Annotated in this window: 12 protein-coding genes; 4 read left to right on the top strand and 8 right to left on the bottom strand. The window is 63.3% G+C overall.

Going from position 1 to position 13,069, the window contains the following annotated elements; genetic code table 11:
* Window positions 1–135: 135 nt before the first annotated feature.
* The 3 genes from ACMV8A_RS00275 to dapA form a co-directional block, all read right to left on the bottom strand.
* Window positions 136–894 (bottom strand): MBL fold metallo-hydrolase, encoded by a 759-nt coding sequence (locus ACMV8A_RS00275; protein ID WP_495323721.1) that lies wholly within the window; start codon window positions 892–894, stop codon window positions 136–138.
* A gap of 63 nt (window positions 895–957) precedes the next feature.
* Window positions 958–2,049: an NlpB/DapX family lipoprotein gene (gene bamC / locus ACMV8A_RS00270; RefSeq protein ID WP_495323720.1), complete on the bottom strand. Its 1,092-nt coding sequence runs from the start codon at window positions 2,047–2,049 to the stop codon at window positions 958–960.
* Between the two features lie 40 nt (window positions 2,050–2,089).
* A complete protein-coding gene (gene dapA / locus ACMV8A_RS00265) occupies window positions 2,090–2,965 on the bottom strand; it encodes a 4-hydroxy-tetrahydrodipicolinate synthase (RefSeq protein WP_495323719.1) in 876 nt (291 codons plus the stop codon).
* Between the two features lie 204 nt (window positions 2,966–3,169).
* Here dapA and ACMV8A_RS00260 point away from each other — a divergent pair, with 204 nt between their 5' ends.
* The 4 genes from ACMV8A_RS00260 to ACMV8A_RS00245 all read left to right on the top strand — a co-directional run bounded on the left by ACMV8A_RS00260 (window position 3,170) and on the right by ACMV8A_RS00245 (window position 6,139).
* Complete coding sequence (locus ACMV8A_RS00260; protein WP_495323718.1) at window positions 3,170–3,718, top strand: glycine cleavage system transcriptional repressor; 549 nt, start codon at window positions 3,170–3,172, stop codon at window positions 3,716–3,718.
* A 68-nt stretch (window positions 3,719–3,786) separates the two neighbouring features.
* The gene (locus tag ACMV8A_RS00255) at window positions 3,787–4,254 is read left to right on the top strand and encodes a peroxiredoxin (RefSeq protein WP_495323717.1); all 468 of its coding nucleotides are present in this window, start codon (window positions 3,787–3,789) and stop codon (window positions 4,252–4,254) included.
* Between the two features lie 35 nt (window positions 4,255–4,289).
* The gene (locus ACMV8A_RS00250; RefSeq protein WP_495323716.1) at window positions 4,290–5,705 is read left to right on the top strand and encodes a PhoH family protein; all 1,416 of its coding nucleotides are present in this window, start codon (window positions 4,290–4,292) and stop codon (window positions 5,703–5,705) included.
* A gap of 197 nt (window positions 5,706–5,902) precedes the next feature.
* Complete coding sequence (locus ACMV8A_RS00245) at window positions 5,903–6,139, top strand: hypothetical protein (RefSeq protein ID WP_495323715.1); 237 nt, start codon at window positions 5,903–5,905, stop codon at window positions 6,137–6,139.
* A 90-nt stretch (window positions 6,140–6,229) separates the two neighbouring features.
* Here the strand turns inward: ACMV8A_RS00245 and ACMV8A_RS00240 are convergent, their stop codons facing one another.
* The 5 genes from ACMV8A_RS00240 to ACMV8A_RS00220 all read right to left on the bottom strand — a co-directional run bounded on the left by ACMV8A_RS00240 (window position 6,230) and on the right by ACMV8A_RS00220 (window position 13,024).
* Window positions 6,230–7,309: an AI-2E family transporter gene (locus ACMV8A_RS00240; protein ID WP_495323714.1), complete on the bottom strand. Its 1,080-nt coding sequence runs from the start codon at window positions 7,307–7,309 to the stop codon at window positions 6,230–6,232.
* The gene (locus tag ACMV8A_RS00235; protein WP_495323713.1) at window positions 7,306–7,647 is read right to left on the bottom strand and encodes a Crp/Fnr family transcriptional regulator; all 342 of its coding nucleotides are present in this window, start codon (window positions 7,645–7,647) and stop codon (window positions 7,306–7,308) included. Before ACMV8A_RS00235 ends, ACMV8A_RS00240 begins: the two co-directional genes overlap by 4 nt.
* Before the next feature lie 3 nt (window positions 7,648–7,650).
* Entirely contained in the window at window positions 7,651–8,562 is a 912-nt protein-coding gene (locus ACMV8A_RS00230; protein WP_495323712.1) for a selenium metabolism-associated LysR family transcriptional regulator, read from the bottom strand.
* A 227-nt stretch (window positions 8,563–8,789) separates the two neighbouring features.
* Entirely contained in the window at window positions 8,790–12,020 is a 3,231-nt protein-coding gene (locus ACMV8A_RS00225; RefSeq protein WP_495323711.1) for an efflux RND transporter permease subunit, read from the bottom strand.
* On the bottom strand, window positions 12,017–13,024 hold the full coding sequence (locus tag ACMV8A_RS00220; protein WP_495323710.1) for an efflux RND transporter periplasmic adaptor subunit: 1,008 nt from the start codon (window positions 13,022–13,024) through the stop codon (window positions 12,017–12,019). Before ACMV8A_RS00220 ends, ACMV8A_RS00225 begins: the two co-directional genes overlap by 4 nt.
* Between the last annotated feature and the right edge of the window lie 45 nt (window positions 13,025–13,069).

Genomic DNA, 13,069 nt, shown 5'->3' with positions numbered 1-13,069 from the left:
GAAGGGCCAGCCCTGGCAATTATTGCTATTTGCTAAAATACTGAAAAAACCAGCCGATTCTCTGATTCTTTATATGCAGTATAGAGAAGGATGTCGAGAGCAGGTGCTTTATTCCCACCGTGTGGGGGAACGTGTTCAACCCAGCTCGCGCCAGTCGAGGCCAGCGTCCTGATGAGCCGCAGCGATCCAGTCGCGACTGCAATCCAGTGCCGCAGCAAGGGCAGAGACCGCCAGTTGCGGGGTGTTGTTCTTGTCGCTGATGTGAGCGGCGACAATGTGTTGCAGGCGGGAACAATCGATGCGGCGCAACAGTGCACCGGCCTGTTCATTACTCAAATGACCGTAGTCACCGCCAACCCGGGCCTTGAGCACCGGGGGATAGATGCCGTTGGCCAGCATGGCGCGATCATGATTGCATTCCAGCAGCAGTGCATCGCAGCCCGTGAGTTGCTGCTCGATGTGCGGGGTCAGGGAACCGGTGTCTGTGAGCAGGCCGAGTCGCTGGGCACCATTGCCGAAGACAAACTGCGCCGGCTCGCGCGCATCATGCGGCACGGGGAAGGGGGTAATCTCGATATCGCCGACGGCGAAGGAGGCATGGCTGCTGAATACATTGCAGCCGGCGATATCGCCACTGCTGGCCGCGCACGTACCGGCACTGAGCCAGACCGGCACACCGTAGCGACGGGCAAACAGCGCCACGCCGCTCAGGTGATCACCATGCTCATGGGTAACAAGGATCGCGCTGACCTGCGCCGGGTCACGCCCGAGCCGCAGCAGACGCCGTTCCGTTTCACGCAGGGAAAAGCCGCAGTCGACGAGCAACAGGGTCGAGTCCTGCTCGACCAGGGTGGCATTGCCACGGCTGCCGCTGCCCAGGGAGGCGAAACGCATCGATCAAAGAAAATTTCGCGTTTCGGGTTGCGAGGCTTCAACCCCGCAACCCGAAACCGTGTATTACCGCAGTTCCGTTTCCAGCTGTTGCAGTATCTTCACCGCCGCAGCCGACACATCACGCGCACCGTCAGCATTTTGTACAGTGACGCGGGTGGTCTCGCCGCCGTCCTGTAAGTGGATACGGGCGGGGGCAGCCTGGGCCGCCGCGGCATCCTTGCTGGAGAACAGGCCGGAGAAGAATCCCGGCTTGGACTTGCCGGCATCGTCGATCTGGTCGACGGCGCGGATGTAGTACAGGCCGGCGGAGCGATCGCGGTCCTCCACCACCAGACCAAGACGGTCGAGGGCGATGCCGACACGGCGCCAGGCGCGCGGGAAGGACTCGTTCACCACCAGGGCATCCGCCTCCAGACGGGTGCGCGCGGCAGGTGCAGCCGTTGCCGCCGCGGCGAGCTGGGCCTCGGCCCGCGCCTGCGGCGTACCGAAGTGCACCATCAGACGGTTGAGCATCTCGGCCACCAGCTCCGGATCGGACGGACGGTTCTGCCAGATGGTGTCATAGGACTCCACATTCTGGCCGCGCAGCACCTCTTCCACGCCGTAGTGGGCAATGAATATCTCGGTGGTATTGGGCGTGCTGCCGCGCTCCACACGCAGGCGGAACTTGTCGCGCGTCGGCGCGGTGTAGGCATTCTTGAACACCCGGCTCACCATGCTCTGAATCCAGTCACCCGGAACATCGGCCTTGTTCTCGGCCCACTGGGTTTCCATGATGCCGAGGTGCGGTTCGTCACGACGGACCTCCAGCCCCTGCTGCTGCCAGAACTCGCGCAGCTTGGCCCACAGCTGTTCGGGCGCTGCATCCACCTGCAGCCAGCGCATATCGCCATCACGCAGCACACGGATATTTTCCTGCTGCGGCAACACCTGCGCCCCGGGGGCATCGCCGCCCTGGGCGACGTGGGCCGAATAGCTTTGCGGCAGGTCCATGGCGCCCTGCAGTTCGGGTGCGGTGAGATCGGGGGGCACCTCCAGCGGCGGCAGCGTCACTGCGCGCTTGTACTCGGCCTTGCGGCCCGATTCGGTGGCACAGCCGGTAAACAGGAGACAGACGGTGGCGACGATGGCCACGGTGGCAAGACCTTTACGCACTAGAAATCCTCGTTACTGCCCGAATGAACAGACATTCAGGTCAAAGCACGCCGGCCCGCTTCATGGCCTGGCGTACGGTGTCGTGATGCGGTGCCGACAGCTCGGTCAGCGGCAGGCGGATCCCCGGCGGAATCAGCCCCATTTCGTGCAGCGCCCACTTCACCGGGATGGGGTTGGCCTCAACAAACAGGTTCTTGTGCAGCGCTTCCAGGTTGGCATTGATGGCATGGGCAGCGACGCGGTCCCCCTTCAGGGCCGCGGCACACATCTCATGCATGGCGCGCGGCGCCACATTGGCGGTGACGGAGATATCCCCCTTGGCCCCCATCAGGATCAGCTCCATGGCGGTGGCATCGTCGCCGCTGTAGATGTCCATACGATCGCCGCAGCGATCAATAAGTTCCTTGCCGCGCTCCAGGTTGCCGGTGGCATCCTTGATACCGACGATGTTGCTGATGTCGGCCAGGCGGGCGACGGTGTCGTTACTCATATCGACGGCGGTGCGGCCCGGCACGTTGTACAGGATCTGGGCGATGGGCACAGCCTCGGCCACCGCACGGAAGTGGCGGTACAGCCCTTCCTGGGTGGGCTTGACGTAATACGGTGTCACCAGCAAGCAGGCATCGGCGCCGGCCGCCATGGCGCAACGGGTCAGCTCGATGGCCTCGGTGGTGGAATTGGAGCCGGTACCGGCAATGACCGGAATGCGCCCGGCCGCGAGCTCGACCACCCGGCGGATCAGGCCGCAGTGCTCGTCATAGTCGAGGGTGGAGGCCTCGCCGGTGGTGCCGACCGCGACGATGGCGTCGGTGCCGTTGGTCACATGGAACTCGACCAGGCCGCGCAGGCTGTCGTCGTCGATGCTGCCGTCCGCCCGCATCGGCGTGACCAGGGCCACCATACTGCCGTGAAACATGTTTGCTCCCCCGCTGTGGGCGCCGCCTTGGGGCGCCCGTCCGGCTAAAAATAACGTTGCATCCTACAAGAACACAGGCATCAGGTACAAGGCAGGGGGCGGGGACAACGGCCGCTGTCGCGGGAACAGCGGCCGCTCCAGAAACGGCCCGCCTGGGGTACAATGGCCCCCCCAAACCATTCTTACTACCCGCCCCGAGGCCCCATGAGCACCCAACCCGCCCAGCAGCAGTACCTCGTCATCTCGGCCCTGGGCCAGGATCGACCGGGCATCGTCAACGACCTGGCCCTCCATGTCACCGATGCCGGCTGCAACATCGTCGACAGCCGCATGACCGTGCTGGGCGGCGAATTCGCCATCATGATGATGGTGGAAGGCGCCTGGAGCGCAGTGGCCAAGCTGGAAACCCAGCTGCCCAGCCTGCAGAAGAAACTGGGGCTGACCATCATCTCCAAGCGCACCGAGGAGCACGAACCCACGACCGGCGGCCGCCCCTACATGGTGGAGGTCATCGCCATGGACCACCCGGGCATCGTCTACCAGCTGGCCAATTTCTTCTCCAGCCGCAATATCAACATCCAGGACCTGTACACCGACAGCTACCGCGCCGCCCACAGCGGGGCGCAGATGTTCTCCGCCAACATCACGGTAAACCTGCCGGCCACCACCCAGGTGGCGCGTCTGCGCGAGGAATTCCTCGACTTCTGCGACGCCCTCAACCTGGATGCGGTGCTGGAGCCGGTGAAGGGCTAGAGGGCGGTATTCATCTCCTTGCAACCTCGCCGCCATAGACTCGCAATACTCCAACCATCGGGATGCCCATGAGCACTGTGACCCTCGGCAAAAAAGTGCCGGCCTTCGCCCTGCCCGCCACCGGCGGCCAGACCCTGGCCCTGAAAGACTACCAAGGCAAAAATCTGGTCATCTATTTCTATCCCAAGGACAGCACCCCGGGCTGCACCACCGAGGGCCAGGAGTTCCGCGACCTGCACGCCGAGTTCGCGCGGCTCAACACCGCCATTCTCGGCGTCTCCCGTGACAGCGTGAAATCCCACGAGAACTTCAAGGCCAAACAGGGCTTCCCCTTCGAACTGTTGTCCGACGCCGACGAGACGCTGTGCCGGCTGTTCGACGTCATCAAGGAAAAGAACATGTACGGTAAAACGGTGATGGGCATCGAGCGCAGCACCTTTCTCATCGACGCCAAAGGCGTCCTGCGCGCCGAGTGGCGCAAGGTCAAGGCCGCCGGCCATGCCGCCGAAGTTCTCGCCGCCGTGAAAACCCTGTAACCTCCCTACGCATCCCAACCACAGCCAAACCCACGATGAAGAAATCCAGCAACCCCGGCAAGAAGCTGTTCGTCCTCGACACCAACGTGCTGATGCACGACCCCACCGCCCTGTTCCGCTTCCAGGAACACGACATCTACCTGCCGATGGTGGTGCTGGAGGAGCTGGACAACAACAAGAAGGGCCATTCAGAGGTTGCCCGCAACGCACGCCAGACCAGCCGTTTTCTCGACGAGCTGATGGTGGGCGTGAGCAAGGACACCATCGGCCACGGCATCCCGCTGGCCAGCGGCAGCCTCGGCAACGGCACCAGCACCGGTCCCAGCGGCAGCCTGTTCTTCCAGACCAAGGTGATGGACGCCGATCTGCCCACCACCCTGCCCGGCAGCAAGTCCGACAACACCATCCTCGGCACCGCCCTCGCCCTGCGCGATACACGCAAGGACGTCATCGTCACCCTGGTGTCCAAGGACACCAACATGCGCATCAAGGCGGCGATCCTCGGTATCCACGCCGAGGACTACCGCAACGACCAGGTACTGGACGACGTCGACCTGCTGTACAGCGGCATGACCGAACTGCCGGCGAACTTCTGGGACCAGCACAGCAAGGCGATGGAATCCTGGCAGGAGCAGGGCCGCAGCTATTACCGCATCAAAGGGCCGGAGGCCGCCTCCTGGCATCCCAACCAGTTGCTCTACCTGGACGGCGAGACCCCGTTCGAAGCCGTGGTGCGTGAATCGGGCGAGGAAGGCAGCATCATCGAGACCGTGCGCGACTTTCGTGGCAAGGGCCACAGCGTGTGGGGCATCAATGCGCGCAATCGCGAACAGAACTTCGCCCTCAATCTGCTGATGGACCCGGAGATCGACTTCGTCACCCTGGTCGGCCAGGCCGGTACCGGCAAGACCCTACTCACCCTCGCCGCCGGTCTGGCCCAGACCCTGGACGAGAAACGCTACAACGAAATCGTCGTCACCCGAGTCACCGTCCCAGTGGGCGAGGACATCGGCTTCCTGCCCGGCACCGAAGAGGAGAAGATGACGCCGTGGATGGGCGCCCTGATGGACAACCTGGAAGTGCTAACCCAGTCCGAGCACAACAACGACTGGGAGCGCGCCGCCACTCAGGAACTGCTCAACAAGCGCATCAAGATCCGCTCCCTCAACTTCATGCGCGGCCGCACCTTCCTCAACAAGTTCCTCATCATCGACGAGGCGCAAAACCTGACCTCCAAGCAGATGAAGACCCTGATCACCCGTGCCGGCCCCGGCACCAAGGTGGTGTGCCTGGGCAACGTCGCCCAGATCGATACGCCCTACCTCACCGAGACCAATTCCGGCCTCACCTACGTGGTCGACCGCTTCCAGAACTGGGAGCACTCCGGCCACATCACCCTCACCCGTGGTGAGCGCTCGCGCCTGGCCGACTACGCCTCCGAAGTGCTGTAGGTCCGAGAGTGGCCATCAGGGACAGGGACGTCCCGGCCGCGGCAGTAACAAAGCAAAATCCTTGGTTTTTGTGAAGGCGTTCGCACCGGCCTGTCCGCTCGCTATGTAACTTGATTGTCACCGGCACCGGTCATACTGCACCGGAATCAGGAAATGGCCGTCACAACAACAAGTGACATACCAGGAGGGAGCAGGAGATGTACCAAGACCCCACCGTCGCCGTACAACAGTTGCAGCAAACCTACCGCCAGAACAGGCACGCCATCGAACAACGCCTGCGCACAGAAATCGAACAGTTCCGCAGTGAGCGGGACAAACTTAACCCACGCAGCCCGCATGAGGCGGAGCGCTGGAGCGCGGATATCTACACCAAACTGCTGCAGCGCCGCGAATACCTCTTGCGCATCCTCTCATCAGAGGCCTGTACTGCCTGACGGCAGCGCATTACGCCTATGGCAGCAATAAAAAACGCGCCTTGTGGCGCGTTTTTTATTGCTGCCGCTACAACATGACTGCAACGCAGATCACTGGCCCGGCGCTGTGGTCGCGGGCGGAGCATCCGCGCCCGGCCGCGGCCAGGCGCGGATGATGGCGTTGACCAGGGTGGCAAGCGGAATGGCGAAGAACACGCCCCAGAAGCCCCACAGGCCACCGAACAGCAACACGGCGACGATGATCGCCACCGGATGCAGGTTGACCACCTCGGAGAACAGCAGCGGCACCAGCACATTGCCGTCCAGAGCCTGAATGATGGCGTAGGCCGCCATCAGCCAGGCAAACTCGGAACTCCAGCCCCACTGAAACCAGGCGATCAGCGCCACCGGCAGGGTCACCACCGCGGCACCGATGTAGGGCACCACCACCGACAGCCCCACCAGCACGCCGAGCAACACCGCATACTTCAGGTCCATCAGCACGAAGGTCACCGAGGTCACCAGACCGACGATGAGGATCTCCCAGAACTTGCCGCGCACGTAATTGCCAATCTGCACGTCCACCTCGCCCCACACCTGTTCCGCCAGATGGCGCTCCCGCGGCAGAAAGCCGCTGATCCAACGCACCAGCGCCTCCTTGTCCTTGAGAAAGAAGAACACCAGCAGCGGCAGCAGGATGACGTAGACCAGGATGGTGATGACGCCAGGCAACGAGGTGAGCGAATAGGTGAGCAGACGCTGACCAAAGCCCAGGCTCTGGGCACGGATCACCTGCAGCAACTCCGCCACTTGGTCCTCCGAAACGATGGGATAGTGCTGCGGCAATTGCAGCAGGGCCTGCTGTCCCTGATTGATGTAGGCCGGCAGCTCACGTGCCAGCTCCACCGTCTGCGCCCACAACAGCGGCGTCACGCCGAACAGCAGGAACACCAGAAAGGTCATGAAGGCCAGGAACACCAGAATCACCGCCGACAGACGCGGCGAGCCGTGGCGCACCATGATCCGAACCAATCCCTCCAGCAGATAGGCAATGACGATCGCCGCCAATACCGGCGCCAACATGTGACCAAAGAAAAACACCGCGCCGAACCCCACCAGCAGCAGCACGGCCAGGATGATGGCCTGCGGATCGGAGAAATAGCGGTTAAACCAGCGCGTGATCAGATTCATGCGCCATCACCGAATTGCTTCTGGTAGTGACGACGGAACAGGACCTCCAGCTCGTCGATCACCTCGGCGGCAGGACGTCCCTGCATCAGGTGCTCGGTCATCAGGCCCGAGGTCTCGTGCAGCATCTTGGAGCGATCCAGCATGTGATAGCTGGCGGACAGGCGCTTGATGGCGCCGACCACCGATTCCTCCGCCGGACGTTCGGTGGGTTTGGGAGTGATATCCAGCGGCACGGCACTGCGCGACACCAGAAACTCGGCGAAGGCCAACAGCGTCTCGCGTTGGGCGGTAGGCAAGCGATTGAACAGCTGCACCAGGCGGGCGTCATCCTTGGCCATGGCTTACAGACCTGCGCCGGGGTGATCCTTGCAATAGGCGCGGGCAAAATCGAGCAACTTCTCGATGGCGCGCAGACGGAACTTCTGCTTCTGGTGCACGAAGGAGAAGGGGCGCTCCATGGGCGGGTCGATATTGATCGCCACCAGGGTGCCCAGGGCCAGCTCCTTGGCAATGGTGGCGCGGGAGATGATGGAAATGCCCATGCCCGCCTCCACCGCGCCCTTCACCGCCTCGGGGCTGCCCAGTTCCATAACGATGTTGAGATTACACGATTCGATGCCGCCGGCATTGAGATGCTCCAGCATCACCTCACGCGTCCCGGACCCCTCTTCGCGGCAAATGTATGGATAATCCACGATGCGGCTCATGGGCACCGAGCGCTCCCGTGCCAGGGGATGGTTCTTGGGCACAATCAGCACCATCTGGTCCATGCGGCAGGTTTCCACCACCAGGTTTTTGTTGGCAACCGGTGCCTCGACCACGCCCAGGTCGATACTGTTGTTCTCCACCAGAGAAACGATGTGGTCGGTATTGGCCACCTGCAGACGGATGTTCACGTCCGGATACTTGGATTTGAAGTCGCCCAACAGCGCCGGCAACATGTATTCGGCAATCGTGGTACTGGCGCCGATGAGCAACACACCGCTCACCTCGCCGGTCAGCTCACGCACCGAGTTCTCCATCTCCCCATACAGGGTGAAAATGCGATCGGCATACTGGTAGACCCGCTCGCCGGCGGCGGTCAGGCTGATGCGATTGTGGGTGCGGTCGAACAGGCGGGTATTGAAATGCTCCTCCAACTGGCGCACCTGAAAGGTGACCGCCGGCTGGGTCATGTGCAGATGCTCCGCCGCCTTGGTGAAACTGAGCAGGCGGGCAACCGTGTGAAATACCTGTAAACGTCTGTCGGCCATGACATCCTCAAGCCGTGGGGGCGGCAAAACCTGATTAATGCATAGATAAGCGGCAAGAATACTTTATCCGCATGGTACGAAACAACGGCAACCGTATATCCACAACGGGGAAGGGGGATGTGATGAGGCGTATTTGCCTTGGCGGCGGCAGGTGAACGAGGTATGTGGGCTGCGCACATCCGCTCCCTCCCCCACATCCTTGGGGGGGGAGCGATTAAGCCGCCGGCCTAGGCCGGCCCGTTGATGATGCTATCCAAACGCTTGCGCATAAACGCGTAATACATCACCGGAATCACCACCAGGGTCAGGATGGTGGAAACCAGAATGCCGAAGATCAGCGACACGGCCAGACCGCTGAAGATCGGGTCGTCCAGGATGAAGAACGCGCCCAGCATGGCCGCCAGACCGGTGAGCACGATGGGTTTGGCGCGCACCGCACCGGAGCGAATCACCGCCTCCTCGAACTCCATACCCTCGCGCACCTGCTGATTGATGAAGTCCACCAGCAGGATCGAGTTGCGCACGATGATGCCGGCCAGGGCGATCATGCCGATCATCGAGGTGGCGGTGAACTGCATGCCGAGCAGGGCATGCCCCGGCATCACGCCGATGATGGTGAGCGGAATCGGTACCATGATGATCAGCGGCACCAGGTAGGAACGGAACTGCCCCACCACCAGCAGGTAAATGAGCAACAGCCCCACCGAATAGGCCAGACCCATGTCGCGGAAGGTCTCGTAGGTGACCTGCCACTCGCCGTCCCACTTCAGGCTGTACTCGTAGGGGTTGACCGGCGGACTGATCAGATACTGCTTGAGTGCCTCGCCGTTGCCCAGTGCGCGGTCCGCCAGTTGGCCGAAGATGTCGAACATGCCGTACAACGGGCTGTCCAGCTTGCCGGCCATATCGCCGGTGACGAACACCACCGGCAGCATGTCCTTATGGTAGATAGCATGCTCGCGCGTGCTCTCCTCCACCCTGACGATGTCGGACAGCGGCACCAGCTGGCCACCCTGGCTGCGCACGCGCAGGTCGAGCAGGGAGCCGATATCTGCCTTGGCCGCCACCGGGAACTCCAGGCGGATGGGCACCGGATACTTGAAGTGCTCGCCATGCAGATAGGAAGCGTCCTCACCGGACAGCGCCGTGGCAAGCGCCGCCACCACGCTCTGCTGCGCCACGCCGAGCAGGGCCGCCTTCTGCTGATCCACGCGCACGATCAGCTTGCGCTGCGGCGCCTCGACGCTGTCGTCCACATCGATGATGTCGGGCGTGCCCTCGAACACGGCACGTACTTCCTTGGCGACGCGGATCTGGCCCTCGTAGTCCAGGCCATAGATCTCCGCCACCAGCGGCGCCATCACCGGCGGGCCAGGCGGCACCTCCACGATCTTCACATTGGCGTTGTGGCGCCGGCCGATCTCCTGCAAGGGCGCGCGTACGGCCAGGGCGATGTCGTGGCTCTTGCGCTTGCGCTCAGCGGCTGCCACCAGATTGACCTGGATATCGCCCACATTGGCGCCCTGGCGCAGGTAATACTGGCGCACCAGGCCATTGAAGTTGATGGGTGCCGCGGTTCCGGCATAGACCTGATAGTCGCTCACTTCCGGCACGCTGGCGAGGTACTCACCCAGCTCGGACAGCACACGCGCGGTCTGCTCCACGCTGGTGCCCTCCGGCATGTCCAGTACCACCTGGAATTCCGACTTGTTGTCGAAGGGCAGCATCTTCAGCACCACCAGCTTGACACCGGCCAGCCCCACCGAGATCACGATCAGACCAAGGATCGCCAGGGTCAGCTTGCGCCGGCGCGGCGCCCCCTCGGCACCGCACAGGAAGCGGCCGACGTAGTTCTTGAACAGGCGGTACAGCCAGTCCTCGTTGTGCTCCTCGTGATGAGGCACGTGATGATTCTTGAACATCACCTGCGACAGCCAGGGCGTGAAGATGAAGGCCACGGCTAGGGAGATCAGCATACCGATGGAGGCGTTGATGGGGATCGGGCTCATGTACGGCCCCATCAGGCCAGTGACAAAGGCCATCGGCAGCAGCGCGGCGATGACGGTGAAGGTGGCCAGGATGGTGGGGCCACCCACCTCGTCCACCGCCAGCGGGATCGCCTCCAGCAGCGACTTGTTGCCCATCTGCATGTGGCGGTGGATGTTTTCCACCACCACGATGGCATCATCCACCAGGATGCCGATGGAGAAGATCAACGCGAACAACGACACGCGGTTGAGGGTGAAGCCCCAGGCCCAGGAGGCGAACAGGGTCACCGCCAGGGTGATCACCACCGCCATGCCGACGATGAAGGCCTCGCGCCAGCCGAGGGCGAAAAATACCAGCGCCACCACCGAGGCCGTGGCGAAGATCAGCTTGGAGATCAGCTTTTGCGCCTTGTCGTTGGCGGTCTCGCCGTAGTTGCGCGTCACCGTGGCGTGCACGCCCTCGGGGACGAAAATGCCTTTGAGCTGCTCGAAACGGTCGATCACCTGATTGGCGATGTCTACCGCATTGGTGCCGGCCTGCTTGGCTACCGCAACGGTCACCGCCGGGTGCACGCCCTGTGCACCAATACCCTTGCTGGCTGCCGCCGGCCCGGTGCCAAACCAGGCGTACTGTTCCGGCTGATCGGGGCCGCGCGTCACCCGCGCCACATCCCGCAGATAAACCGGCGCCCCGTTGGCCACCCCCACCACCAAATCGGCCACTTCATCAGCGCTGGACAGGAAGGTGCCCGCCTGCACCAGGATCTCCTGGTTGTCGCGCACCAGGGCGCCCGCCGGCTGGGTTACGTTGGACAATTGCAGGGCGCGGCGCAGATCATCCAGCGCCAGGCCGTAACCGGCCAGGCGCGCGGCGTCGAACTGCACGTGTACCACCTGATCCGGGCCGCCGATGGTGTAGATGTCGCGTGTGCCCTTGACCCGCTTCAGCTCCGTCTCCAGGGCATGGGCCACCTGCTGCAACTCGTAACCGCCCACCGCCGCATCGTCGCTCCACAGGGTGAGGGCGACGATGGGCACGTCGTCGATCCCCTTGGGCTTGATCAGCGGCTGGCCCACGCCCAGGTTGCGCGGCAGCCAATCACCCTTGGAATACATGGCGTTGTACAGACGCACGATCGCGGCGGTACGATCCTCGCCGACTTCATACTGCACGGTGAGCACCGCCATGCCCGGCTGCGATACGGAGTAGACGTGCTTGACGCCCTCGATCTCGGACAGGATCTGCTCCGCCGGCATGCTCACCAGGCTCTCCACCTCCTTGGCCGAGGCGCCGGGATAGGCGATGAAGACATTGGCAAAGGTGACGTTGATCTGCGGCTCCTCCTCACGCGGTGTGATCAACACCGCGAACACCCCGAGCAGAAAGCCCACCAGGGCCAGCAGCGGGGTGATCTCGGTGGTGAGGAAACGCTGGGCGATATTGCCCGAGATACCCAGCTTCATGCTCATGAGCCGCTGCCCCCGCGCTGTCCCTTGAGGTGGATACCGGCACGGATCGGGTCGAGCGCCACGCGCTCACCGGCGGCCAAGCCCGCCAGTACCTCCATGCTGCCATCGGACAGAGTGCGGCCGGCGCGGATCTGGCGCAGAGTGACGCGGTCGCCCTCGCCCACCACGTACACCGCCGTCACCTCGGAACGATGCACCACCGCCGCCGCCGGCACCAGCAGGCGCTCCTCCTCGCCCACGGCGAAGGCCACCTTGGCGAACATGCCGGGATACACGCCGTGCTGCCCGGGCGGCAGGTCGACGCGCACCTTGAAGGTGTGCGACACCGCATCGGCATAGGGGCTGATGGTCAGTTTGGTACCCTCGACGCTGCCGGCACCGTCCGGTACCAGCACCCGCGCCCGCGACAGGCTGCGCAGGGTGTCGATATGGGCCTGCGGCACGTCGGCCACGGCACGCAGCCGCTCCAGCGACAGACCGGTCATCAGCGCCTGGCCCGGATTGGCCACCTCGCCCACCTCGATGTGGCGCTTGACCACGATGCCGCTGTAGGGGGCACGCACCACGGTGTGCTCGATCTGCTCCTGCGCCTGGTCCAGGCCGGCGCGGGCGGCCTTGAAGGCGGCCTCGGCACGATCGAAGGCGGCCTTGGCCACCAGTTGCTTTTCGTAGATGTCCTTGATGCGGTTAAACTCCGCCTCGGCCTCGCTGTAGCGGGCCTGGGCGGCCTTGAGCGCGGCGCGCTGTTCGGCATCGCGGAAGCGGATCAGCACGCTGCCCTTGGTGACGTAATCATCGGTGTCGAAATTGACCTCCACCACCCGGCCGGAGGTCTGTGCCGACACGGTGGCACGCTGCACCGCCTCGATGACCGCATTGACCACCGCCTCGCGCACCACCGTGCGCGACTCCGCCGTGGCCACCTCGAAGGGCAGTTGCGACTCCGCCGCCGCCGAGCCCAGCCCGGCCAGGGCGACGATGCCACCGATCAACAGACGCCTCATGCGCATAACCGTTCCTCCAGAGAAAATCGTTATCAAACCGAAAGT

The organism is Sulfurivermis sp., assembly GCF_059410345.1.
This window is presented reverse-complemented; position numbering and strand designations above follow the sequence as displayed.

Excerpts from the sequence above, each read along its gene's own strand:
- ACMV8A_RS00275 (WP_495323721.1), bottom strand. The coding sequence starts at position 894 with ATGCGTTTCGCCTCCCTGGGCAGCGGCAGCCGTGGCAATGCCACCCTG.
- dapA (WP_495323719.1), bottom strand. The coding sequence starts at position 2,965 with ATGTTTCACGGCAGTATGGTGGCCCTGGTCACGCCGATGCGGGCGGAC.
- ACMV8A_RS00260 (WP_495323718.1), top strand. The coding sequence starts at position 3,170 with ATGAGCACCCAACCCGCCCAGCAGCAGTACCTCGTCATCTCGGCCCTG.
- ACMV8A_RS00255 (WP_495323717.1), top strand. The coding sequence starts at position 3,787 with ATGAGCACTGTGACCCTCGGCAAAAAAGTGCCGGCCTTCGCCCTGCCC.
- ACMV8A_RS00250 (WP_495323716.1), top strand. The coding sequence starts at position 4,290 with ATGAAGAAATCCAGCAACCCCGGCAAGAAGCTGTTCGTCCTCGACACC.
- ACMV8A_RS00245 (WP_495323715.1), top strand. The coding sequence starts at position 5,903 with ATGTACCAAGACCCCACCGTCGCCGTACAACAGTTGCAGCAAACCTAC.
- ACMV8A_RS00240 (WP_495323714.1), bottom strand. The coding sequence starts at position 7,309 with ATGAATCTGATCACGCGCTGGTTTAACCGCTATTTCTCCGATCCGCAG.
- ACMV8A_RS00235 (WP_495323713.1), bottom strand. The coding sequence starts at position 7,647 with ATGGCCAAGGATGACGCCCGCCTGGTGCAGCTGTTCAATCGCTTGCCT.
- ACMV8A_RS00230 (WP_495323712.1), bottom strand. The coding sequence starts at position 8,562 with ATGGCCGACAGACGTTTACAGGTATTTCACACGGTTGCCCGCCTGCTC.
- ACMV8A_RS00225 (WP_495323711.1), bottom strand. The coding sequence starts at position 12,020 with ATGAGCATGAAGCTGGGTATCTCGGGCAATATCGCCCAGCGTTTCCTC.
- ACMV8A_RS00220 (WP_495323710.1), bottom strand. The coding sequence starts at position 13,024 with ATGAGGCGTCTGTTGATCGGTGGCATCGTCGCCCTGGCCGGGCTGGGC.